This is a genomic window from Microbacterium sp. T3-8, assembly GCF_055398145.1.
Genome location: NZ_AP027918.1, coordinates 1,021,937 through 1,045,406 on the forward strand (window position 1 = coordinate 1,021,937; position 23,470 = coordinate 1,045,406).

Below are 23,470 nucleotides of genomic sequence, written 5' to 3' on the forward strand. Positions count from 1 at the left end.
GCCTCAGAACTCCGCGACGACCGGGCGTCCGTCGAGGTACGCGATGAGGTTGAGCACGAGGAAGTTCCAGTTCTGGAAGTTGCGCGTCATGATCGCCTCCCCGGTGTCGGGGTTGTAGAACTCGTGCAGGCATCCTGTCGTGGCGAGGTCTCGACCGAACAGCTCGACGGTCTGCTCCGCGAGCTCGCGGGCGTCGTCGGCGAAGCCGTACTTCTCGAGGCCTCGGAAGACGAGGTAGTTGCTGATGCCCCACACCGGTCCGAGCCAGTTGGAGGGGTTGTTCGACGCACGCAGGTTGTAGGGCTTCTCGAGGCGCGACAGGGTGCGCACCCCGAAGTTCGCCCGGAACGTGCGGGTGTCCTGCAGGCGTTCGCGCATCCGCTCGGCCTGCTCCTGCGACGCGAACCCCGCCCACAGCGGCAGGAAGCTCGACCAGTTGTCGACCCGCAGCAGCAGCGCCGACCACGATCGCGGAGCGCCGCTGTGCAGCCAGTCGTCGCCGTCGATCTCGCGGAAGGCCAGGTCGGCGCTGTAGTAGGTGCCGTCGCGCTCGTCCCACAGGTGCGTGTTGATCGCGTCGGCGAGGTCCTGCGCGCGTCCGCGCCAGCGATTCGCCTCGGGCAGCCGGTCGAGGTCTTCGAGCAGCGATCCGAAGGCGAGCAGTTCGCGGTAGAGCAGCGAGTTGACGTAGATCGAGGCCGTGCTGCGGTCGGGGCGGTAGTAGACCGAGGGGTCGTTGTCGACGCCGATCGCGAAGTCGGTCTGCCAGTACGCCAGGCCCGTCTCGGCGTGGATGTGGCTCTCGAGGTAGCGCTCGAGGAACGACTGGATCACCGGGATGCCGTCACTGATCCACTCGGCGCTGCCCCGGCGACGGCTGAGCAGTGCGGCCTGCTGGGCGATGATCGGCTTGTGCATGTTCTGCGAGAACCCGGCGGCGCGCGAGGGGTCGCCGTGCAGCAGCGGACCCTCGGGCTTGAGCAGCAGCGGCATCACGCCGTCGGCGTCGGTGTGGTCGAGGAAGTTGCGGATCGTGCCCTCCTCGTAGGCGCCGAAGCGCCCCGCCTCGCCGGTCTCGAGCTCGACCTGGCCGAGCACGACGCTGATGAACCAGGAGTCCCAGTCCCACAGCGCGTTCGAGTAGTAGGGGGAGTCGGGCGAGCTGGGCACCGTGTACGGGTGGGCGAGCACGCCGGAGGGCTCGCGGGTCATCTGCGTCGCGTGCTCGGTGACGTAGGTGCGGAGGTCGGACTTCCAGGTGTCGATCATGCGTTCGATTCCTCGGTTCGGGGGAGGGAGATGCGGGTGAAGGCGGAAGGGGCGAGCGCGACGGCTGCTTCGCCGCGGTCGGTCGAGACGTGCAGGGAGCGCGGCTCGTCGGCGATGTTGGCCACGAGGATGTCGTCGCCGGCGTCGGTGCGGGCGCCGATCGCCCAGGTCAGGCCGTCGGGGCTGGGTCCGGTGAGCAGCGTCGCGCCGTCGCGCGCCGCGAGGGCGGCGAGCGCGTGCAGGGCGGACGCGACGGGCAAGTCCTCTCCGTCGGACGAGCGGATGCCGCGCGGCCCCCACTCCTCGAACCACGCGAGCGAGGTGACCCCGGGCACGGCCAGGGCCGCGGCGCTCGCGATCGTCCAGGCGGCGAGTTCGGGCGCCTGCTGGCGGTCGTCGTCGGTTCCGGTGAACTGCGGGCCGTAGCCGTCGCGCAGGTCGTCATGCGGCGACAGCGGTTGGGCGGAGGCGGCCACGTCGTTGAAGCGGGGGCGGAGCGAAACCGGGCCGATGTGCACGGGGCGCCCGGCCGCGCGCACGACGGTCTCTTCGGCGACGAGGCGCTGCATCGAGACGGACTCGACGATCTGCTCGGTGTCGGCGGAGTGGAACAGCGGGGTGACGGTGACCGCGATCCCGTCGAGGTCGTCGGGCAGGCGGTGGAGTTCGCGGTTGAGTTCGGTGAAGTGCGAGCGGCTGCCGCCGATCACCGCGGGCGTGCGGCCGTGCGCGGCGAGGGCGGCGCGCAGCAGATCGATCGCCTCGCCGTCTGAGACGTGCCGGGCATCGCTGACCTGGTGGAAGGCCGTGGCGCGCACGAGGTCGATGCCCGCGAGGGCGGCGACGGCATCCGATATCTTCTCGGGCGCCGCCGGGTCGATCACGAAGCGCACGTCGAGGGGGAGACCGGAGGTGGAGGCCCGGGCGATGGCCGCCCGCCAGTCGCGACTCGCGAGGTCGAGCTCGACGAGCAGGGTCGTGCCGACGGGGTCGACGACCGGAGCGGGATCGGGGGCGGATGCCGCGGCGACCCCGACCGACGGGAAGGGGCCGGCAGGGGTGAGGCGGATCGTGTCGGAAACGGCGCGGATCTCGGCATCCGCCGTTTCCTCAACCTGGATCCGGAGGGCCTGCACGACGTGCTCGCCCTCGATGACGCGGTAGGGGAAGGGGAGCGAGAGTGGCCGGTTGTAGGTCTTGAACGAGGCATCCGTCCAGTTGCGCTGGTCTTCCATCTCGAACACGTCGCCGACGAACGCCAGGTCGATCGCGGCGCCGTCGTGCGTCCAGCCGAGGGACGTGATATCGACGACCGGCTGGTGCGCGCTGATGCGCTCGGGGAACGCGGTCTGCTCGGTCGTGCCGTCGGAGTGGCCGACCTGCAGGGCGGCTCCCGCGACCTGGGGTGGGTGCAGAACGACGAGTCCGGTGCGGTTGGTGTCGACGTCGCGCGTCGCCCGCAGGTCGAGGGTGATGGCGAGTTCGGCGGCGTCGGCCGTGGCGCGGAGCACGCCCCCGAACGCAGGCTCGGTCGTGCGCACGGCGATCTCGAGGCGCGAGTCGTCGCCGGTGATCTCGCCGAGGTCAGGGGCAGGGTGTTCCAGTCGCCGTCGCGCACCACGGCGCGGATGCTGCGGAGCACCCGATGCCCTCGCCACTGCAGGTCGGCGAGCTCATCGTCGCGGCGCTCGATCGTCCAGTCCCCGAGGGTGCGCTCGTCGCGTTCGGGGCGGTTCCACGTCATGATGCGTCCTTGCACGAGGTGGGCCATCGCCCGGATTGGTACGTTTCAATCCTGCCGTACGTGCCGGGTGTCGGGCAAGGCGAGCGGGGGAATCCGGCGGGGATCGGACCGGGTTCGGTCCCGGTTCGTGGGATGCCGCGGAATCCGTTACGATGGCTAGGTGCATCCGAGCTTTCGGGCGAGGATGCCTGGAGACGTCGCATAGTCCGGCCTAGTGCACCACCCTGCTAAGGTGGAGACCTCTTTAAGGGGTCCAGGGGTTCAAATCCCCTCGTCTCCGCAGCGAAGCCCCCGAGTGATCGGGGGCTTTTTCGCGCTCTCCGGTGGAGTCGTGCCGCCGATCCATACCAAAGGGTACGGGCCGATCCTTTGGTATGGATCGTGGGTGCGACCCGATCGAATCCGTCCGGACTGATCGGGTGGGGGGAGCCGGACGCGCGGGATGCTGGGGCATCCACAGAGGAGGAACGCATGATCGGCACGCTGAACGCTCTGGTCGACCTGGTCGAGAGCACCGACGTCGATGATCTCGATGTCGCCGGATTCGCTCGCGCGCGCGGCACCACGGAGTACCACCTGCGCCGGATGTTCTCGACGCTGGCGGGCATGCCGCTGTCGGAGTACGTGCGACGTCGCCGCATGACTCGGGCAGGCGCGGAACTCGTCGCCGGGGCATCCGATCTTCTCGATGTCGCCGTGCGGCACGGATACGGCTCGGTCGAAGCCTTCGGCCGAGCGTTCCGAGCCGTGCACGGGATCGGGCCTGCCGACGCGCGCCGTGACGGCGGACCTCTTCGCACACAACCCACGCTCCGGTTCCGCCTGAGCGTTGAAGGGAGCACTCCCATGCACGTCACCATCACCCATCACCCCGCGATCGTCCTCGTCGGGCACGCGGTCGACGTCCCGCTGATCCACCGCGGGGTCAACCCGCGCATCCAGGAGCACATCGCCGCGATCGCTCCCGAAGAGCACGCGCGCCTCAAGGCGCTGTCGGATGCCGAGCCCACCGGCATCCTGGCCGTCACCGCCGACATCGAGCCCGACGCACCCGAAGGCAGCCCCCTCACCTATCTGCACGGCGTGGCCCGGAAGGAGTCGTCGCCCGTGCCCGCCGACCTCGATGCGATGCCGCTGCCCGCCGGCTCCTGGGCGATATTCGCGGCCGACGGGCCGTTCCCCGAGACGCTGCAGAACCTCTGGGCGGCGACGGCGACCGAATGGTTCCCCTCCAACCCGTGGCGGCTGCGGCCCGGGCCCTCGATCGTGCGGTACCTGGAGTTCACCGGTGCGCACGCGTCGTGCGAGCTCTGGTTGCCGATCGAAGAGGCGTGACCGGGTCGGCGACGCGCGTCAGTGACCCGACGCGCCCAGCGCGGCAATCAACTCCTCGGTCGTCGTGACCTCGGCCAGCAGGGGAACGATCTGCGCGAGGTGCGCTGCACCGACGTCCGGGCGGAAATCCATGACGACATCCGTCGGGAGCGCCACCGAGTAACCGAGCGCATAGGCGTCTCGCGCGGTCGATTCCACCCCGATGCTGGTGGCGACGCCGGTCACGACCACCTGCGTCACGCCGCGGCGGGAGAGCTGGTCGTGCAGATCGGAGCCGGCGAAGGCGCTCCATGGTGCGCGACGGATGCGGATGTCGGCGGCATCCGTCGCCAGGGAGGGGAGGGGTGCATCGCCACCGGCGGGCACCGTCGAGACCCCGTGCGCCTTGGTCATCTCGGTGCGCCCGGGCACCGACCCGCTGACCGTGGCGACGACCACCGGCTTGCCGGATGCCCGGAACGCCGCGGCGAGCGTGTTCGTGTTCGCGACGACCCGCTCGAGGGTGTCCTGCTCCATGCGGGGCGCGGTGGCGACCTGGAGGTCGACGACGATCAGCGCGACGTTCTCGTCGAGGGGTGCGAGCGGCATCAGTCGTTCTCTCCGCCGAAGGTGACGACGACCTTCTCGGCCTGTCCGGGCGTTGCGGCGAGGGCGAGTGCGTCCTGCACGCGGTCGAAGGAGATCTCGTCGCTGATGATCTGCGCGTACTTCTGCCAGTTGTCGATGATGTCGTCGGTCACCTCGAAGATCTCGGTGGGATAGCCCATCGACAGACGGATGTCGAGCTCGGTGGTCAGGAGCCCGCCGAGGTCGATCTCGACCGGAGCCTTGTGCACGGCGACCACGCTGAGCACGGCGCGCTTGCCGGCGACACCGAGCACCGTCCGGATCACCTGCGGCGCACCCGCGGCGTCGATGTATCCCTCGGTGGAGGAGCGCTCGCCGCGCAATCCGATGCCCGTCGACCGGCCGTGCAGCTCGATCAGCCGCGCGGCCACGTCTTCGGTGCGGGAATCGATGACGGCATCCGCTCCGAGCGCCAGCGCCTTCTCGAGGCGGTTGCGCACGATGTCGATCACGACGACGTGCGCGACGCCGCGGCGCTTGAGGCTGAGCAGGGCGCCGAGGCCGATCGGGCCGGCGCCGAAGATCGCGATCCGGTGCTCCGGCGCGGGGTCGAGGCGGTTGACCGCGTGGCGGGCGACCGCCATCGGTTCGTTGAGCGCGGCCACGCTGAACGGCACGTGCGGTGGGATGACACGGAACTGCTCACCCGGCTTCGCATCGAGCAGCACCACGTACTCGCTGAGCGCGCCCTGCGCGCCGCCGGAGCCGAGCAGGCCGTCGACGGTGGCCATGACGTTGATGACGACGTGGTCGCCGACGGCGACACCATCGACCTCGGCGCCGACCTCGACGACCTCGCCTGCCGGTTCGTGACCGAGCGGCGTCGCGCCCTGGCGCGGAGGGATGCCGCCATAGGTCGTGTACATGTGGTCGGAGCCGCAGATGCCGCAGGCGCGCACGCGCACGAGCACGTCGCGCGGGCCGGCGGTGGGGGCGTCGACGTCGACGACGGTCGTCTCGCCGGGGCCGGTCACCAGTACTGATCTCATCGGGGGCTCCATTCGGGTCGGAAGTTCACGCGGCACTTATGTTACACATGTCACATAAGTAGCGGAACACCTTCGGTACTCTCGACTCATGGCGGAATCTCGGATCGGGCGGCCCCCGGATCAGCGCACCCGCGCGGCCGCGCTCCGCGCCACCCGTGAGCTCCTCCTCGCCCGCGGCTACGAGGGCGTCGCGATGAGCGACATCGCCGCCGCGGCCGGCGTGCCGCGCCAGACGCTCTACCGCCGCTGGCCGACGAAGCAGGCGCTCGTCGCCGACTGCGTGCTCGACGACGTGCTGCCGGTCGAACTGGTCGTCGTCGCCGCGACCGGGGACCTCCGTGCCGACATCGACCTCTGGCTGCAGAGCTCGATCGCCTCGATCGAAGCGGATGCCGACGCCGCACTGTTCCGGGCGCTGCTCGTGGCCTCGGCATCCGATGAATTGGCTCGGCAGCGCATGGTCGGCCACTTCCTCGCTCCGCTGCGGAATGCGATCGAGCGTTCGTTCGCGGCGGCGGGACGCGAGGGGCACGAGCTCGTCGCGGATGCGCTGCTCGGGGCGATGGTCGCGGCGATCGTCTCCCGCGATGCCGAGGCGCTGCGCCGCGTGCGGGACCTCGGCGACCTGCTCACCCGCGGATGACGGAAGGACTCGCGATGCCGGCCACCGATCTGAAGAAGACGCTCGACGCGTACCAGGCGAAGCGCGGGGTGTTCCGGCTCGTCGACGTGCCGCCGATGCAGTACCTGATGATCGACGGTGCCGGCGATCCGAACGTGTCGCAGGCCTACGCGGATGCCCTCGCCGCGCTGTATCCGATCGCCTACGGGGTCAAGTTCGCGAGCCGCGCGCAGCTCGGCGTCGACACCGTCGTCATGCCGTTGGAGGGCATCTGGCATGCCGAGGACATGGCGTCGTTCACCTCGCGCCGCGACAAGTCGACGTGGCTGTGGACGATGATGATCATGGTTCCCGACCATGTCACCGCCGAGATGGTCGAGGCGGCGCGCGACAAGGCCGCGGCGAAGAAGGATGCCTCGCCGAGCCTGTCGGCGGTGCGGCTCGAGACCTTCGACGAGGGGCTGTGCGTGCAGACGCTGCACGTCGGTTCGTACGACGACGAGGCGCCCGTGCTCGAGGATCTGCACCACCGCTTCATCCCCGGCAACGGGTTGGAGATGCGCGGCATCCACCACGAGATCTATCTCAGCGACGCGCGCCGGGTCGAGCCGGCCAAACTCCGCACGATCCTGCGGCAGCCGGTGGCTCCCGCGGGTCCCTGAGCGAGCGAAACGAGACGAAGGGCCACCGCCCGCGCTCACGCCGTCGCGGGCTTCTCGCTCCACAGCAGCAGGAAGGCGCCGAGCCCGATCATCATGCCGCCGCCCGTGGCCGACATGGTCGAGAGGCGGCGCGGTGAGCGGCCGAACCAGTCGCGCGCCGCGCTCGCGAGCAGCACCCAGATCGCGTCGCAGCTGACGCCGATCGCGACGACGATGACGCCGAGCACGAAGAGCTGCAGCGGCACGGAGCCCGCGTGCAGGTCGACGAACTGGGGGAGGATCGCGAGGAAGAACGCGATCGACTTCGGGTTGGTGAGCCCCACGATGAAGCCTTCGAAGAGCAGCCGGGTGCCGGACTTGCGCGTGGCTGGTGCGGTCGCGGCTGCGGCGGCATCGTGCCGGTGCCGGATCGCCTGGATGCCGAGGAACACGAGGTAGCCGGCGCCGAGCACCTTCACGATCGTGAACAGGATCACGGACTGCGCGATCACCGTACCGACGCCGAGGGCCACGGCGAGCACCAGCACGATCGATCCGACGGCGGTGCCGAGGATGCTGAGGAACCCGCCGACCCGGCCCAGAGCGATCGATCGACCGATGGTGAAGAGCACCGTCGGCCCGGGGATCACGACCATCACGAACGCGGCGACGACGAACGCGAGCAGCGTCTCGGGAGCGAACATGAGCCGATCCTAAAGGCATATCAATATGCTCTCCACAGATGCGGTTCATATGTCTTCATCTGGGGTCGATCTGTCGTAATCTCGCCTTCGAGATCGGAGGTTCGAATGGTTGATGATGGATGGTCGGTATCGCCCGAGCAGGTATCGGTCGTGCTGCAGAACGTGGACGTGGCGGGGGAGCCTCTGGGGCAGGCGGTGAAGGACGCCCAGGCTCTCGCCGAGCGTCGCTCCGACCTCATCGTGACCGGGCGCACGACTCTCGCCGAGGCATGGGACGACTTCCTCGAAGTGCGCGCACTGGTGCCGGGGAAGGCGATCACCGCAGTGTCGAATGCGGCGGCCGCGGTGGTGGAAGGTGTGCTCGCGATCACGGCGGGTGATGAGGTCATGGCGGAGACTTGGCGCTCAGAACACCCGGGGATCTTCGAGGGGCAGGTGAAGATCTCGTGAGCGCCTTCGTCTCGCACACGTTGCGCGAGGTGCCCTCCTCGACGGCGATGTCGGCACTCGGCACAAGCGCCGAATCGCTCGGAACCCTGGTCGTGGAGACGATGGATGCGGTGAGGACCCAATGGGTGGAGCTGGAAGGCGCGTTCACTCTCATTCCGGCAGGCGACACATCCGGAGCGATGATGACGCCGTCGGAATCCTCGAAAGGGTTCCGCGATGCGATGGACGCCGCGAAGAAGGCTCTGGCGGATGCTGCCGGCAACGTGTTCGCCGTGCTCGAGCAGACGCGCACCGATCTACAAGGGACGATCCAGAATCTCAACGAGCGGCACTACTCGCATTCCCTGATCCTCGATCAGGAGATCGCGACGTTCCAGGCCGACCGTGAGAACGACCCGGTGATCAACGGGAGGAACCATCCGGAGACGGATGCGTACACCACGGCGAAGGTGAACCTCGGGCTGCTCGATCAAGAGGCGGAACGGCTCGCCTTGGAAGTCGAGATGTTCAATCGCTCGGTCGATCAGGCAGAGCAAGACCTTGCCGACAAGCTGCGCGGGATCGAGGGTGGCGATGAGATCTATCAATCCTCGGGGAAGGCGGTGACGACCGCGCAGACGGCTTGGGGGCTCATCCCACCCGGCCTCTCGTCGGGGCCCGGCACGGCGCCGACCGTGGTGTCGCTCGGGGACTACCTCGATCTCGCCATCGCCCGTGCGGCAGCAGACCGCATCAACTGGTTCACGACGGCGGGGGAGAAGGACGTCTCTGACTGGTTGGCCGCCCACCCTGAGTTCTTCGCGGCTATCGGGTTCATCCCTCCCGCGAAGGCCAACGAGATCTGGGATCGTCTCCGGAACCGGTCGACAGCGGATGCCTCGGGCAAATGGGTCACCGGCCCGTTGGCCACCCTCTGGGATAGAGCGCCCGCGTCGATCGGGAATCTCAATGGTGTCAAGACGGCGGATCGCGTGCCGTGGTCGACGCGCGAGGTCGAGCGGTTGCTCGATGATCCGACACTGACGGACGACCAGCGTAAGAAGCTCAATCTGCTTTGGGATCAGCAGGACCGAGAACTTCGAGTCCTCTCCGCCTTCATCGATGAAACCGGGGACGTGCGGGCCTCACTAGTCCGTGGAAACCCGGACACGGCCACCCAGGTGATCACGATCACGCACGGCATCGAGACCGATGTCGGCACTCTGGGTGAGTGGGGTCAGGTTGCGCGAGATGTGTACGACTACACGAATCAGCAAGTCGACTTCCGTCACATCGATGCTTCGACGGCTGTGATTCTGCAGATGGAGTGGGACTCCGGCGGGATGTGGTCTGTGTGGGATGACGAGCTTCCCGCCAATGGTGCCAGTCGTGTCGCGGCGATGGTCGAGGGGCTGCGCTACGTGAACCCTGATGCCTGGCAGGAGGGCTGGGCGCACTCGCTCGGGACGACGGCGGTCACGTTGAGCAACGCACAATCGCCCGGTGTCTTCGACCACATGACCCTTTTCGGGTCGGCAGGTCTCACTCCGGAAGGCAACGCTGCAATGGAGGATGCAATCTCTCACGGAGACGCCAGCGTCTCCGTGACCGGCGCCACCTCCGACTGGATCGCAATCTGGGGACGACCACCAGTGCTCTCCACACACTCCGTCGACCCCGCCGCGAGCGAGGGCGTCGAGATATTCGGATCTGACGGGGGCACAGTGACGGACTACGTCACGCCGGACCTTCGTCCGGTGATCGGTCTGCCCACAGGCGGCCACAACGCAGGAGCGTCGACGGATTGGCTCTATCGTCTCCACCGGTCGCCCGGCTTCACTTTCTCGTACGCGCCTGCGGACAGCGTCGGATATCTCGATCCACGCGGGCAATCGTTCCTCCAAGCGGTGGCGGACTACGCCGAGCGGGTGGAGGGACGGCAGTGACGGCTTCGACGGACCGGGTTGGCGGAGCGTCTCGGCGGTGGATTTCCGTAGTGGCTTTAGGAGCGATGATCATGATGACAGCAGGGTGCTCCCCGAGTGGACACGATTTGTATGGCCAGGCACACGACGTCTACTCATCGATGCGTGAAGAAGTCGCTGATCTGCAGCTCTACGTCTTTGATGGTGAATGGGATCTTGGTGGCTGGGGCGTAATTCCGGAAGAGTGCGGGAGTAGCGGATATCGATTCGCGTTCAGTCGCACGACGCCTCTCGATGATGGATGGTGGCTGCCGCAGGAAACGACCGAGGCGAAGGCGGATGCAATCATGCGCTGGTTGGACGAGCATGGATGGTCGGATATTCGGCTACTTACTTATAGTGGCGGCGTCGCATCGGTGAATATCGAGGCCTCGAACCCCGCAGCGCATGTTGAAGATCTGCTCGTCACCCTCACGCCAGGAACGGCGAACGACATCGTGCATCTGAAGGTCACCGGATCATGCGAGTCGGGTAGCCAGGCGGAGTTGAGAGCGTTGATGTTCCCCGACGGGGTGTCGGATCTGAACGCACCCGAGCGTGCTCACCCGTCCGTGCTGCCGCCGTTCGGACTTCCAGCGCCGAGCCCGACTCCGACTCCGACTCCTGAATCATGAGCGACGACAGGGCGGGCGTGCCGCCCATCGCACCGCTTCAGCCATCGGCGATGCCGAAGGCGAAGCGCGACAGAGCCGAGACCTTCGGCGCGATCGTGGTGTTCACGCCACTGATCGTCACTGGGTTGTCGTTTGTCATCCTGGCGGTGCCGATCTACGGCATCATCGGGCTCGCCATCTTCGGCTATCTCGCGATGGTCTGGTGGGTGTTCGGTGTGGCGTCACTGTTGGTTCTGTTCTTCGCGCTGTGGGGCAACCGGCAGGCGGCGCTCTATGGGGCGCTCGGAATGCTCGAATCGCTGGTGCTGGGCATGATCTACTCACAGTTCCCGGGCGCATGAGCGACGACCTCGAACGCACCGCAGCGCCCGAGCATCCCTACGTTCCGAACTCGGCGCAACGAGAAAGAGCACGGTCGGCGGCATGGGGCTCCATGCTCGCGGCGCTGTGCCTGTGGGTGGCATTCCCGCTCTGGACGGCGTGGTCGGCGTACCTGAACTTCGTACCGATCTGGCAGTACCTGCAGTACGGGGTGTCAATCGTCCTCGCCGCGTTCATCTACAAGAACGTGCACTTCCGTAGTCGATTCGGATCGCTCGCGACCAAGATCTTCGGCGCGCTCGGCGCACTCGCCATCGCGGCGCTCGGCCCCGTCCTGCTCCTCTACATGCTCGAGCATCCGTGGGGGTGGTCATGAGTGGTTTGGATCGGGCTGTGGATAACTTGACCATGGTCGTGACGACCCCGTCTTCGACGAGCGTGGCGGCGATCTTGACCCCGTTGCCGTCGGTGTAGCTGACGACCTCCTCGGCGAGAGCTTCTCGAGTTGCGCGGTGTCTTCCTGATGAGCTGCCGAGTGCTCAAAATGCTCACCACCGCGCGGATCCACGTCTCCTGCACGATGTCTTCGGCATCCGACACACTGCCCAGCATCCGGTAGGCGACGCCGAAGAGGCGACGACGATGAGCGTCGAAGGTCTCGAGCGCATCGTTCAGGCCGTCGGCGGGCGACAGCTCGTCGGGCATGGTCTCCTCTTCTCCACGCGGAGCTGTCGGCTCCACCCGCTCTGACCGGATAGCGCGGCGATCTGTGACGCCGGGCGTGATGAAGAGAACTGCCGATGCTAACCGCTGGCCTACCGCTCTGGCAATGGCATTCTCCGATTCCCTGCGCGCGCCTATCGTCGACACCACAAACAGAATCACAGGAGCCCGCATGACTGCACAGACCCGCACATCCCCCGGCTCCGCATGCGGCGGTGACGAGCACGGACTCGTCCACTCGCCCGCCGCCGACACCCCGGCCACCGCAGACGCTCCGAGCGAGGTCTCGTACGAGCGCGTCGACCCCGACCGCTACGTCGTGCTGCACGACGGCCCCGTCGGTTTCGTCGAGGTCGTGCCGCCCGTGTTCGTCTGCTACGTCGGCCACCCCTACGCCCAGGCGAGCGAGATCGCCCAGGTTCACGACTTCCACCGCGCCGTGGAGATCGTCGCCGAAACAGCCGCGTCACCGCGTGCGCCTAAGATCACGGCATGAGCCTCGAGATCTGGCCGGGAACGCCCTACCCCCTGGGGGCCACCTACGACGGACAGGGAACCAACTTCGCCCTCTTCAGCGAATGCGCCGAGAAGGTCGAGCTGTGCCTGTTCGACGCCGACGGCACCGAGCAGCGTGTGGAGCTGACCGAGGTCGATGCGTTCGTCTGGCACGGCTACCTGCCGGCGGTGCAGCCGGGGCAGCTCTACGGCTATCGCGTGCACGGCCCCTACGACCCCACCGAGGGTCAGCGGTTCAACCCCAACAAGCTGCTGCTCGACCCTTACGCCAAGGCCGTCGCGGGTGACATCGACTGGGGGCAGTCGCTCTTCGGCTACGACTTCGGCGACCCCGACTCGCGCAACGACGAGGACTCCGCCGCGTCAATGGCGAAGGGCGTGGTCATCAACCCGTTCTTCGACTGGGCGGGCGACCGACTGCTCAAGACGCCCTACGCGCAGACCGTGATCTACGAGGCGCACGTGAAGGGCCTCACCGTTCAGCATCCCGACGTGCCCGACGACCTGCGCGGCACCTACGCGGGCATCGCGCATCCCGCCATCATCGACCACCTCGTGCGCCTCGGGGTGACGGCGATCGAGCTCATGCCGGTGCACCAGTTCGTGCACGACTCGGTGCTCCAGGACAAGGGCCTCACCAACTACTGGGGTTACAACACGCTCGCGTTCTTCGCGCCGCACAACGACTACGCCTCGAACGGCCAGCAGGGTCAGCAGGTGCAGGAGTTCAAGGCGATGGTCCGCGCCCTCCACGCCGCGGGCATCGAGGTCATCCTCGACGTCGTCTACAACCACACCGCCGAGGGCAATCATCTGGGACCGATGCTCTCGATGCGCGGGATCGACAACCGGGCGTACTACCGGTTGGAGGAGGACAAGCGGTACTACACCGACTACACCGGCACGGGCAACAGCCTCAACGCCGGCAGTCCGCACGCGCTGCAGCTGATCATGGACTCGCTGCGCTACTGGGTGACCGAGATGCACGTCGACGGGTTCCGCTTCGATCTCGCCTCGACCCTTGCTCGCGAGTTCTACGACGTCGACCGGCTGGCGGCGTTCTTCGAGCTCGTGCAGCAGGATCCGATCGTCTCGCAGGTGAAGCTGATCGCCGAGCCGTGGGACGTCGGCCCCGGCGGCTACCAGGTGGGCAATTTCCCGCCCCAGTGGACCGAGTGGAACGGCAAGTACCGCGACACGGTCCGCGACTTCTGGCGCGGAGAGCCGCAGGCGCTCGGCGAGTTCGCGTCGCGCCTGACCGGCTCGGCCGATCTCTACGAGCACTCCGGCCGTCGCCCCGTGGCGTCGATCAACTTCGTCACCGCGCACGACGGCTTCACCCTGCGCGACCTCGTGTCGTACGACGAGAAGCACAACGAGGCCAACGGCGAAGACAACAACGACGGCGAATCCCACAACCGCTCCGACAACAACGGGGTGGAGGGTCCGACCGACGACGCCGATGTCAACCGTCGCCGGGCGCGCCAGCAGCGCAATTTCCTGGCGACGCTGTTGCTCTCGCAGGGCGTGCCGATGATCGCGCACGGCGACGAGTTGGGCCGCACGCAGGGCGGCAACAACAACGGCTACGCGCAGGACAACGAGATCACCTGGGTCGATTGGGATGCCGCCGACCGGCCCCTGATCGAGTTCACCGCATCCGTCGCCCGACTGCGGCACGAGCATCCGACGTTCCGACGCAGCCGCTTCTTCGACGGGCGTCCCGTGCGCGACGAAGACGGCGAGCGCGTGCCCGACGTCGTCTGGCTGCGGCCGGACGGACGCCCGATGAAGCCCGAGGACTGGGACTCCGGATTCGGACTCTCGGTCGGCATGTTCCTCAACGGCTACGGCATCCGCGAGAAGGACGTGCGCGGGCGCCCCGTCACCGACGTGAACTTCCTCGTCTACTTCAACAGCGGGGATGCCGCGGTCGATGCCGTTCTGCCGCCGGCCCGGCTCGCGAAGGGCTGGGAGATCGTCGTCGACACGGCGGGTCAGTCGATCGAGGGCGCGACCCTGCGTCCGCGCGACGACCTCATCCTCGAGGCCCAGTCGCTGCTCGTGCTGCGCGAGCGCCCCGAGGCGGAGATCGACACCGACGACTCCGTCGAGGCATCTCTGCGTGCGCAGACCGAGCACGTCGAGGCGGTCGAGGCGGCTGCGGCCGCATCCGCCGCCGAGGCCGATGACGCTCCGACCGAGGCACCGGACGAGGAGAACCCGTGACCCGTCGCCCCCTCTCGACGTACCGCCTGCAGATCACCTCGCGCCTCACGCTCGACGAGGCGGCGCGCGTCGCGCCGTACCTCGCCGCGCTCGGTGCGGACTGGGCGTATCTCTCGCCGTTGCTCGCCGCGACTCCGGGATCCGACCACGGTTACGACGTCGTCGATCACTCGCGCGTCGATCCGAGCCGTGGGGGAGCGGAAGGACTCGAGCGCTTCGCGGCTGCGGCGCACGGAGCGGGCCTGGGCATCCTGATCGACACGGTCCCGAACCACATGGGGGTCGGCGTTCCGCGCGCGAACCCGTGGTGGTGGGATGTGCTGCGCCTCGGTCGATCGTCGTCGCACGCGGTCGCGTTCGACATCGACTGGCGACGGGGCGACGACCGGGTGCGCCTCCCGATCCTCGGCGCGGCGCCCGCCGACGTGGTGACGTCGGGCGACCTCGTGGTCGATACGACTCCGCAGACGGATGCTCCGGACGGCACCCTCTCCTACTTCGAACACGTTCTCCCGCTGGCCCCCGGCACGGCCGCGCTCGCCGACGATCTGCCGGCCCTGCTCGCCGCGCAGCACTACGAGCTGCGGTTCTGGGAGGACCAGAACACCGAACTCAACTACCGGCGGTTCTTCGCGGTGCCCGAGCTCGCCGGCATCCGTGTCGAACTCCCCGATGTCTTCGCGGCGTCGCACCGCGAGATCGTCCGGTGGATCACCGAGGGCCTCGCCGACGGGCTCCGGGTCGACCACCCCGACGGCCTGTCGGATCCGGGCGGCTACCTCGAGAGCCTGGCGGATGCGACCGGCGGGGCGTACGTGCTCGTCGAGAAGATCCTCGAGCCGGGCGAGGCGCTGCCCGACTGGTGGCGCACCGACGGCACCACGGGGTACGACGCCCTGGGTGAGATCGACCGCGTGCTCATCGACCCGGCCGGTGTCGCGGCGCTCGACGCGCTCGACTCCCGTCTGCGTGCCGACACCGGCCTTCCCGAGGCGGAGTCGTGGCACGACCTGACGCACACGACGAAGCGGATGATCGCCGAGACGATCCTGCAGTCCGAGGTGCGACGCCTCGTGCGCAGCCTGCCGTTCGGCATAGTCGACGCGGATGACGCGCTCACCGAGATCGTGGCGTGCTTCCCGCTGTATCGCCCGTATCTGCCCGCGGGACGCGAGCACCTGGACCGGGCGCTCGCCGAGGCCTCCCGGCGCCAACCGGATCTCGCGGGGCCGATCGCCGAGCTCGCCCCGCTCCTCGCCGACACGGCGCTCGAGATCGCCGACCGGTTCCCGCAGTTGAGTGGCGCGGTGATGGCGAAGGGCGTGGAGGACACGGCGTTCTACCGCTACACCCGCCTCGGTACCCTGACCGAGGTCGGCGGCGACCCGTCGATCGCGGCGCTGACCCCGGCCGAGTTCCACGCGGCTCAGCAGGACCGCCTCGCCGCCTGGCCGCACTCGATGACGACGCTCTCGACGCACGACACCAAGCGCTCGGAAGACGTGCGGGCGCGGCTGTCGGTCCTCGCCGAGATGCCGCAGCGCTGGGCCGATGTGCTCGCCGATCTGCGCGCGATCGCCTCGACCGGTCACGGTCCCCTCGACTCGCTGCTGTGGCAGGCGGCGGTCGGCGCCTGGCCGATCACCTCCGAACGCCTGCGCGACTACGGCCTCAAGGCCGCGCGCGAGGCGGCCGAGTCGACGACCTGGCAGCACCCCGACGAGGACTTCGACCGAGGCGTGATCGCCATCGCCGATGCCGCGAACGGAGCCGCCCGCGAGACGCTCGAGGGGTTCGTCGCCGAGATCACCGGCTTCGGTCGGTCGAACTCGCTGTCGGCCAAGCTGCTCCAGCTCACCGGTCCCGGCGTGCCCGACGTCTATCAGGGCAGCGAGCTGTGGGATCTGTCGCTCGTCGACCCCGACAACCGACGCCCGGTCGACTTCGCCGCGCACGCGCAGCTGCTCGGCGCGCTCGACACCGACGTGGCGCACGGGCTCCTCCCGGCGGTCGACGGCACGGGTCTCGCCAAGATGCTGGTCACCTCGCGCGCCCTCCGGTTGCGCCGCGACCACTCCGAGCTGTTCACCCGCTACCGTCCGGCCGAGGTCGTGGGCGACGCATCCGCCCATGCCGTCGCGGTCGACCGCGGCCGCGTCACCGTCGTCGCGACCCGCTTGCCCGTAGGGCTCGCGGCCCGTGGCGGCTGGGGCGACACGCTCCTGATGCGCCCCGACAGTGCGGCCACCGATGTGCTCACCGGCCGCCGCATCGACCCGGGCCCCGTGCGCCTGGCCGAGCTGCTCGACACCTATCCCGTCGCCCTGCTGATGGAGGCACGATGATCGAGGTCTGGGCGCCGCGGGCGCAGCGACTGCGGCTGCGCCGCTGGGCGGATGCCGCGGCATCCCCCCACGACACCGAGCTGGCCTCGGCATCCGACGGCTGGTGGCGCGCCGACGTGGCGCTCGCCGAGGGCGACCGCTACGGCTTCGTGATCGATGACGCCGACGAAGCCCGCCCCGACCCGCGCTCGCGTCGTCAGCCCGACGGCGTGCACGGCCCGTCGGCGGCATTCGACGCGTCGACCTTCGCCTGGACGGATGCCGCGTGGACCGGCCGCCCCCTCGCGGGCGGCGTGATCTACGAGCTGCACGTCGGCACGATGACCCCCGAGGGCACCCTCGACGCGCTGATCGAGCGGCTCGACCACCTCGTCGACCTCGGCGTCACGCACATCGAGCTGCTGCCGGTGAACGCCTTCAACGGCCTCTGGAACTGGGGCTACGACGGCGTGCTCTGGTATGCGGTGCACGAGCAGTACGGCGGCCCGCGCGCCTACCAGCGGTTGGTGGATGCCGCGCACGCCCGCGGTCTCGCCGTCATCCAGGACGTCGTGTACAACCACCTCGGTCCGAGCGGCAACTACCTGCCCGAGTTCGGTCCGTATCTGCGCGACGGTCAGCGCAACACATGGGGCGACTCGATCGACCTCGATGAGCCGGCGGTGCGCGAGTACATCATCGAGAACGCGCTGATGTGGCTGCGCGACTTCCACGTCGACGGGCTCCGCCTCGACGCGGTGCACGCTCTGCACGACGAGCAGCCCGTGCACATCCTGCAGGAGCTGGCCGAGCGGGTCGATGCGCTGTCGGCGCATCAGCAGCGGCCGCTCACCCTGATCGCCGAGTCGGACCTCAACGACCCCACGCTGATCCTCCCGCGCGAGGCGGGCGGCTACGGGCTCACGGCGCAGTGGTCCGACGACTGGCATCACGCCGTGCACGTGGCCCTGACCGGTGAGACGGCGGGCTACTACGAGGACTTCGCCGCGGCGGATGCCGTCGCCAAGGTCACCCGCGGAGGGTTCTTCCACGACGGCACGTTCTCGTCGTTCCGCGGGCGTCCGCACGGCCGACCGGTCCCCGACACGGTCCCCGCCTGGCGACTGGTGACCTTCGCCCAGGACCACGACCAGATCGGCAACCGCGCGGCGGGCGACCGGCTCTCGCAGACGCTGTCGCCGGGGAGGCTCGCGGTCGCGGCCGTGCTCACCCTCACCGCTCCCGGAACCCCCATGCTCTTCATGGGAGAGGAGTGGGGAGCCTCCACGCCCTGGCAGTTCTTCACCTCGCACCCCGAGCCCGAGCTCGGTCGCGCGACCGCCGAGGGCCGCATCGCCGAGTTCGCCCGCATGGGTTGGGACCCCGATCAGGTGCCCGACCCGCAGGACCCGGAGACCTTCGAGCGCTCGCACCTCGACTGGGCCGAACTCGACCGGCCCTCGCATGCCGGGCTGCACGCGCTGTACCGCGATCTGATCGCGCTGCGCCGCGCCCGACCCGAACTCACCGACCCCGATTCGTCGCGCAACCGCGTCACGGTCGAGGTGAGCGCGAACTCGGCAGGCAACGCGCCCGACGCCCGTGTCTACCGGATCGACCGCGGTGCGCTGGCGGTGCTGGTGAACCTGTCGCCCGAGCCCGCGTCCTTCGCGGTCGGCCCCGGTGACGAGGTGCTCCTGGCGACGGGCGAGGCGCTCATCGTCGACGGAGAGATCACCGTCCCGTCCGAATCGGCGGCCGTCGTCGCTCCCCCCGAGGGCCCGGAGGCCGTCTCGGGGTGAGAAGCTAGAAGGATGAGCACGTCGTCCCTCACCGCCCCGGCCACCCCGCTGAGCGACGACGAGGTGCGTCGGCTGCGCGAGGACTTCCCGATCCTCGCGAGCACGGTGAACGGGCATCCGCTCGCCTATCTCGACTCGGGCGCGACCTCGCAGCGGCCCTTCGCGGTGCTCGACGCCGAGCGCGAGTTCGCGACCACGTTCAACTCCGCCGTGCACCGCGGAGCGCACACCCTCGCCGCCGAGGCCACCGAGCTCTTCGAGGACGCCCGGGCCACCGTCGCGCGCTTCATCGGGGCCGACGACGACGAGATCGTCTGGACCTCGAACGCCACCGAGGCGCTGAACCTCGTCGCCTACTCTCTCTCGAACGCCTCGATCGGGCGGGGAGGCGCGGCGGCCGAGCCCCTGCGACTGCGGGCGGGCGACGAGATCGTCACGACCGAGATGGAGCACCACGCCAACCTCATCCCGTGGCAGGAGCTCGCCGCGCGCACCGGCGCGACCCTGCGCGTGATCCCGCTCGACGACGACGGGGCGCTGCGCCTCGACACCCTCGCCGAGCACATCACCGACCGCGCGAAGCTCGTCGCCGTCACCCACGTCTCGAACGTGCTCGGCGTGATCAACCCCGTCGAGCAGGTGATCGCCCGCGCCCGCGAAGTCGGTGCGCTCGTGATGCTCGACGCCTGCCAGTCGGCTCCGCACCTACCGCTCGACGTGCGCGCCCTCGACGTCGACTTCGCCGTGCTCTCCGGCCACAAGATGCTCGGACCCACCGGTGTCGGCGCGCTCTACGGCCGCCGCGAACTGCTCGAGATCATGCCGCCGTTCCTCACCGGCGGCTCGATGATCACCACCGTCACCACCACCGAGGCCGAGTACATGGCTCCGCCCCAGCGCTTCGAGGCCGGCACGCAGCGGGTCTCGCAGGCGATCGCGCTCGCCGCAGCGGTCGACTACCTGACCGAGATCGGGATGCCGCGGATCGCCGCCCACGAGGCCCAGCTCGGCGCGCGCCTGCTCGACGGGCTCGGCGCGATCGAGGGCGTACGGGTGCTCGGCGCGGGCATCGCCCTGCCGCGCGTGGGGCTCGCGAGCTTCGACGTCGCCGGCATCCATTCGCACGACGTCGGCCAGTTCCTCGACGACCGCGGCATCGCCGTGCGCGTCGGCCACCACTGCGCCCAGCCGCTGCATCGCCGTCTGGGCGTGACCTCGTCGACCCGGGCCAGCACCTACCTCTACACGACCGACGCCGAGGTGGATGCCGTGATCGACGGCGTCGCCGCGGCCATCGACTTCTTCGGAGCACGCTCATGACGTCCGGCGACCTGCAGAACCTCTACCAGGAGCTCATCCTCGACCACTCGCGCACGCCGCACGGCTTCGGCCTGCGGGGCGAGATCCTGGCGCAGTCGCACCAGGTCAACCCGACCTGCGGCGACGAGGTCACCGTTCAGGTGCACCGCGCGGCTGACGGATCGATCGAGGCGATCGCCTGGGAGGGGCACGGCTGCGCGATCTCGCAGGCATCCGCGTCGCTGCTCGCCGAGCTCGCCGAAGGGCTCTCGGTCGACGATCTCGACGTGCGCATCGCGGCGTTCCGCGAGGCGATGCGCTCGCGCGGCAAGATCGAGCCCGACGAGGAGCTGCTCGGCGATGCCGCGGCTCTCGGCGGGGTGTCGAAGTACGTGGCGCGCGTGAAGTGCGCGATGCTCGCGTGGGTCGCCGCGGAGGATGCCCTGCAGAAGTCGACGCTGTCGCCCTCGGCCTAGGGCGCGCCGACGTCATCCGAGGACTTCTCGGAATACCGGCGGGCGGTGGGCGTTGGCCCCTGCATGACCACTATCGGAATCATCGGTGCAGGACACATCGGCGCTCAGGTCGCTCGCGCGGCCGTCGCCACCGGCTACGACGTCGTGATCGCGAACTCGCGTGGACCCGAGACCCTCACGGATCTCATCGACGAGCTGGGCCCGAAGGCGAAGGCGGCGACCGCGGTCGAAGCAGGTGCGGAGGGCGATGTCGTCGTGGTGACGGTGCCGCTCAAGGCGATCGGTGACGTGCCGGTCGAACCGCTCGCCGGCAAGATCGTGCTCGACACGAACAACTACTACTTCGAGCGCGACGGCCACATCGACGCACTCGACAAGGGCGAGACCACGACCTCCGAGATCGTGCAGGCGCACCTGCCCACCTCGCGCATCGCCAAGGCGTTCAACCACATCATGGCCGCCGACATCACGTCCGACGGAACCCCGGCCGGTACGCCGGACCGCCGCGCGCTCGCGACCGCGGGCGACGACGAGGCCGTCGCGTTCGTCACGAAGTTCTACGACGAGATCGGATTCGACACCGTGAACATCGGACCCCTCAGCGAGTCGTGGCGGGTCGAACGCGATCGCCCGGCGTACGTCGTGCGGCAGAACGCGGCCGAGCTCGAGGCGAACCTGGCGAAGGCGAATCGCCTGCCCTGAGTCGAGATCGATTTCACGATGGGGGACGGATGCCGCGGCATCCGTCCCCCGTCTCATTCAGCTGAATATTCTCGCCCTGGGATACCAAAGTTGGCGATTTCGCTCTGCGAGTGCAAGACTGCCGGAATGACGGGGGCGGGGGCTACCGAACTGGAGTCGGTGCGAGTGACGCGCATACTGCGCGATGACATCGTGCTGGGTCGGCGTGCCCCGGGATCGCGACTTGTCGAGCGCGACATCGCCGCCGAGCTGCACGTCTCGCGGCTGCCGGTGCGCGAGGCCATCCGCGTTCTCGTGTCGGAGGGCGTCGTCGTCGCACGGCCGCGCACGTGGGCCGTGGTGCGCGAGTTCACGCACCAGGACATCCAGGACTTCGCCGAGGTGCGCGAGGCGATCGAGACCCTGATCTTCGTGTTCGCCGCCGAGCGCCACGACGAGGACGGCATCGAGCGCATCCGCCTCGCCTACGAGCGTGAGATGGCGGCGGCCCTCGCGGGCGATGCCGAAGGTGCGCGGATCGCGGCGGGCGAGTTCCACGAGATCGCCGCGCGCCTCGCCGGCAACGACATGCTCAACGAGCTGATCAGCGTTTTCCTCACGCGGCTGCAGTGGTTGTTCGGTCAGCACGACGACCTCCTGGCGATGGCCGAGGAGCACCGCATCATTCTCGAGGCGATCGAGGCCCGCGATTCCGACGCCCTGCGCACACTGATCCCGCAGCACCTCGCGAGCGGGCGGCTCGCGGCCGAGCGGCGGTTGGCGCGCGGCGTCGAGGTCTGAGGGGCGGGCTGGTCCGTTCGGTGCCGGTCTGGTGTGCGGTCTGCGTGCGTGGCACTAACTCAGGACAACCGGCCCCTGAAATCGTTATCTTCGCTCTCCGGGCCCGGATCCGGCCCGTTCTTCCTGAGTTAGTGCACGCCGGTCCGCCGCACTTCGCCCTCACACCGCCCCGGCACACCGCTATATTGGGCCTGTTGGGTGTGTTCGCGTTCTCTGGGGAGCGGTATGCGAGGCGTAGCCGTCGTCGTCGGGGGTCTGTTGTTGATCGGGGGAGCGACGATCGTCGTGCTCGCCGACCAGCAGCGCGCGGCCGAGGTCGCCCAGCTCCACGAGCGCGTGGAGCAGACCACCGAGCGTCTCGACGACATCGGTGACGACAACCTCGGCCTGGCCGCACGGCTCACGGCCCTGCGCTCGCAGATCGCCGAGCAGGATGCCGAGCTCACCGACACCACGGGATTCATGCAGTGATCCGGCGCGCGATGGCGGTGACGATCGCTGCGGCGATCCTGGTGGGCGGCGCCGTGGTCGATCGAGCCGCCGCTCTCGAGGCGGAGCGCGCCGAGACGGTCGCCGAACTGATCGCCGTGACCGAGCAGGCGACCACCTCTGCCGCGCGCACCGCCTATCTCGAAGGGGCCGTCGAACGCGCCGAAGAGGATGCCGCCGACCGCGACGCGGTGCTTGAGGTGCGCCCCGCCTTCGTCGATGAGATCGCCGCTCTCTCCACGGCGTTGGAGGGCGCGGACGGCAAGGTCGACACGGCGGCGCACCGGGCATCCGCTCTGAATGCGCAGCAGACGGTGCTCGCCGAGCGGTCGGATCCCGCGGTGGTCGTCGCGGCCACCGCCACTGTTCACGCGCTCACCGAGAAGGTGGGCGAGGAGGTCTCCGACTGGCAGGCGGCTCAGATCGTCACCGCGGGTCCGGCCGGGCCGGCCTGGAGCACGAGCGGACCCGACGGGTACGCGCGCGTGCGCGCCGCCCTCGACCAGGTGGGCGGGGCGGGCGTGGGCCTGTACGAGTCGTCGTCGTGCGCGGGCGGCACGGCCCCGGCCTGCGCGAACAGCGGCGGCTACATCAAGTACCGCGCCGACATCGCGAACTGGAGCACCGGGCGCCTGCAGTGGGCCATGGCGCACGAGCTCGCGCACATCTACCAGTTCCAGGTGTGGGGCGCGCTCAACGCCTCGGGCTCGTACCAGTCGATGTTCGGGGGAGACCCCGAGTTCCTGGCGAACTGCATGGCGGTCGTGCGCGGGTACCCGGGTGATGTCGGGTGCAACGGCGATCAGCAGGCGTGGGCGTCGGGTATCTGGGTCGGCGCGGTGGGCTGACG

The 23,470-nt window shown here is 68.9% G+C and carries 24 protein-coding genes, 1 tRNA gene and 1 pseudogene; 19 read left to right on the forward strand and 7 right to left on the reverse strand.

Translation table 11 applies throughout. From position 1 onward, the window contains the following. Positions 1-3: 3 nt before the first annotated feature. From ACZ5Y9_RS04805 to ACZ5Y9_RS04815, 3 genes and pseudogenes are all read right to left on the reverse strand, one after another. Positions 4-1,269: an MGH1-like glycoside hydrolase domain-containing protein gene (locus tag ACZ5Y9_RS04805; protein WP_464472427.1), complete on the reverse strand. Its 1,266-nt coding sequence runs from the start codon at positions 1,267-1,269 to the stop codon at positions 4-6. Beyond that, positions 1,266-2,927, reverse strand: a complete 1,662-nt coding sequence (locus tag ACZ5Y9_RS04810) for a hypothetical protein (protein WP_464472428.1) — start codon at positions 2,925-2,927, stop codon at positions 1,266-1,268. The genes ACZ5Y9_RS04805 and ACZ5Y9_RS04810 overlap by 4 nt, the downstream gene beginning before the upstream one ends. Then, positions 2,897-3,040, reverse strand: a pseudogene (locus tag ACZ5Y9_RS04815) (hypothetical protein); the annotation flags it as partial. The gene ACZ5Y9_RS04810 and the pseudogene ACZ5Y9_RS04815, both read right to left, overlap by 31 nt. A gap of 163 nt (positions 3,041-3,203) precedes the next feature. On the opposite strand from ACZ5Y9_RS04815, the gene ACZ5Y9_RS04820 reads away from it, so the two are divergent. Then, positions 3,204-3,293 (forward strand) — tRNA-Ser (locus ACZ5Y9_RS04820). 191 nt (positions 3,294-3,484) lie between these two features. Next, complete coding sequence (locus ACZ5Y9_RS04825; RefSeq protein WP_464472429.1) at positions 3,485-4,348, forward strand: AraC family transcriptional regulator; 864 nt, start codon at positions 3,485-3,487, stop codon at positions 4,346-4,348. A gap of 18 nt (positions 4,349-4,366) precedes the next feature. On the opposite strand, the gene ACZ5Y9_RS04830 is transcribed toward ACZ5Y9_RS04825, so the two are convergent. After that, positions 4,367-4,936, reverse strand: a complete 570-nt coding sequence (locus ACZ5Y9_RS04830; RefSeq protein ID WP_464472430.1) for a cysteine hydrolase family protein — start codon at positions 4,934-4,936, stop codon at positions 4,367-4,369. Beyond that, a complete protein-coding gene (locus ACZ5Y9_RS04835) occupies positions 4,936-5,964 on the reverse strand; it encodes a zinc-dependent alcohol dehydrogenase (protein WP_247623411.1) in 1,029 nt (342 codons plus the stop codon). The genes ACZ5Y9_RS04830 and ACZ5Y9_RS04835 overlap by 1 nt, the downstream gene beginning before the upstream one ends. Before the next feature lie 88 nt (positions 5,965-6,052). Here ACZ5Y9_RS04835 and ACZ5Y9_RS04840 point away from each other — a divergent pair, with 88 nt between their 5' ends. Together ACZ5Y9_RS04840 and ACZ5Y9_RS04845 are read left to right on the forward strand one after the other, a co-directional pair. Next, a complete protein-coding gene (locus ACZ5Y9_RS04840; protein WP_464472431.1) occupies positions 6,053-6,607 on the forward strand; it encodes a TetR/AcrR family transcriptional regulator in 555 nt (184 codons plus the stop codon). 14 nt (positions 6,608-6,621) lie between these two features. Then, positions 6,622-7,248, forward strand: a complete 627-nt coding sequence (locus tag ACZ5Y9_RS04845) for a GyrI-like domain-containing protein (protein ID WP_464472432.1) — start codon at positions 6,622-6,624, stop codon at positions 7,246-7,248. 35 nt (positions 7,249-7,283) lie between these two features. Here the strand turns inward: ACZ5Y9_RS04845 and ACZ5Y9_RS04850 are convergent, their stop codons facing one another. Then, the gene (locus ACZ5Y9_RS04850) at positions 7,284-7,931 is read right to left on the reverse strand and encodes a LysE family translocator (protein WP_404597680.1); all 648 of its coding nucleotides are present in this window, start codon (positions 7,929-7,931) and stop codon (positions 7,284-7,286) included. Between the two features lie 105 nt (positions 7,932-8,036). Between ACZ5Y9_RS04850 and ACZ5Y9_RS04855 the strand changes: the two genes are divergently transcribed. From ACZ5Y9_RS04855 to ACZ5Y9_RS04875, 5 genes are all read left to right on the forward strand, one after another. After that, entirely contained in the window at positions 8,037-8,381 is a 345-nt protein-coding gene (locus ACZ5Y9_RS04855; RefSeq protein WP_336640984.1) for a hypothetical protein, read from the forward strand. Continuing rightward, a complete protein-coding gene (locus ACZ5Y9_RS04860; protein WP_464472433.1) occupies positions 8,378-10,306 on the forward strand; it encodes an alpha/beta hydrolase in 1,929 nt (642 codons plus the stop codon). The genes ACZ5Y9_RS04855 and ACZ5Y9_RS04860 overlap by 4 nt, the downstream gene beginning before the upstream one ends. 65 nt (positions 10,307-10,371) lie before the next feature. After that, positions 10,372-10,959, forward strand: coding sequence for a hypothetical protein (locus ACZ5Y9_RS04865; RefSeq protein ID WP_464472434.1), 588 nt, complete (start codon positions 10,372-10,374; stop codon positions 10,957-10,959). Next, entirely contained in the window at positions 10,956-11,300 is a 345-nt protein-coding gene (locus tag ACZ5Y9_RS04870) for a hypothetical protein (protein ID WP_464472435.1), read from the forward strand. Before ACZ5Y9_RS04865 ends, ACZ5Y9_RS04870 begins: the two co-directional genes overlap by 4 nt. Next, a complete protein-coding gene (locus tag ACZ5Y9_RS04875; RefSeq protein WP_464472436.1) occupies positions 11,297-11,656 on the forward strand; it encodes a hypothetical protein in 360 nt (119 codons plus the stop codon). Before ACZ5Y9_RS04870 ends, ACZ5Y9_RS04875 begins: the two co-directional genes overlap by 4 nt. On the opposite strand, the gene ACZ5Y9_RS04880 is transcribed toward ACZ5Y9_RS04875, so the two are convergent. Next, entirely contained in the window at positions 11,623-12,177 is a 555-nt protein-coding gene (locus ACZ5Y9_RS04880; RefSeq protein WP_464472437.1) for a sigma factor, read from the reverse strand. The two genes, ACZ5Y9_RS04875 and ACZ5Y9_RS04880, sit on opposite strands and share 34 nt — an antisense overlap. On the opposite strand from ACZ5Y9_RS04880, the gene ACZ5Y9_RS04885 reads away from it, so the two are divergent. The 10 genes from ACZ5Y9_RS04885 (at position 12,176) to ACZ5Y9_RS04930 (ending at position 23,468) form a co-directional block, all read left to right on the forward strand. Beyond that, a complete protein-coding gene (locus tag ACZ5Y9_RS04885) occupies positions 12,176-12,499 on the forward strand; it encodes a hypothetical protein (RefSeq protein WP_247623400.1) in 324 nt (107 codons plus the stop codon). The two genes, ACZ5Y9_RS04880 and ACZ5Y9_RS04885, sit on opposite strands and share 2 nt — an antisense overlap. Then, complete coding sequence (gene glgX / locus ACZ5Y9_RS04890; RefSeq protein WP_247623399.1) at positions 12,496-14,748, forward strand: glycogen debranching protein GlgX; 2,253 nt, start codon at positions 12,496-12,498, stop codon at positions 14,746-14,748. Before ACZ5Y9_RS04885 ends, glgX begins: the two co-directional genes overlap by 4 nt. Then, a complete protein-coding gene (gene treY / locus ACZ5Y9_RS04895; protein WP_464472438.1) occupies positions 14,745-17,093 on the forward strand; it encodes a malto-oligosyltrehalose synthase in 2,349 nt (782 codons plus the stop codon). Before glgX ends, treY begins: the two co-directional genes overlap by 4 nt. Next, positions 17,090-18,874, forward strand: a complete 1,785-nt coding sequence (gene treZ / locus ACZ5Y9_RS04900) for a malto-oligosyltrehalose trehalohydrolase (protein WP_464472439.1) — start codon at positions 17,090-17,092, stop codon at positions 18,872-18,874. The genes treY and treZ overlap by 4 nt, the downstream gene beginning before the upstream one ends. 12 nt (positions 18,875-18,886) lie before the next feature. Continuing rightward, positions 18,887-20,194, forward strand: coding sequence for a cysteine desulfurase (locus tag ACZ5Y9_RS04905; RefSeq protein WP_464472440.1), 1,308 nt, complete (start codon positions 18,887-18,889; stop codon positions 20,192-20,194). Beyond that, positions 20,191-20,649, forward strand: a complete 459-nt coding sequence (gene sufU / locus ACZ5Y9_RS04910; protein ID WP_247623395.1) for a Fe-S cluster assembly sulfur transfer protein SufU — start codon at positions 20,191-20,193, stop codon at positions 20,647-20,649. The genes ACZ5Y9_RS04905 and sufU overlap by 4 nt, the downstream gene beginning before the upstream one ends. 63 nt (positions 20,650-20,712) lie before the next feature. Then, a complete protein-coding gene (locus tag ACZ5Y9_RS04915; RefSeq protein ID WP_464472441.1) occupies positions 20,713-21,351 on the forward strand; it encodes an NADPH-dependent F420 reductase in 639 nt (212 codons plus the stop codon). Positions 21,352-21,516: 165 nt separating this feature from the next. Continuing rightward, positions 21,517-22,131, forward strand: coding sequence for a GntR family transcriptional regulator (locus tag ACZ5Y9_RS04920; RefSeq protein WP_404597663.1), 615 nt, complete (start codon positions 21,517-21,519; stop codon positions 22,129-22,131). Between the two features lie 225 nt (positions 22,132-22,356). After that, complete coding sequence (locus ACZ5Y9_RS04925) at positions 22,357-22,602, forward strand: hypothetical protein (protein WP_247623392.1); 246 nt, start codon at positions 22,357-22,359, stop codon at positions 22,600-22,602. Continuing rightward, positions 22,599-23,468, forward strand: coding sequence for a hypothetical protein (locus tag ACZ5Y9_RS04930; protein WP_464472442.1), 870 nt, complete (start codon positions 22,599-22,601; stop codon positions 23,466-23,468). The genes ACZ5Y9_RS04925 and ACZ5Y9_RS04930 overlap by 4 nt, the downstream gene beginning before the upstream one ends. Positions 23,469-23,470: the final 2 nt, after the last annotated feature.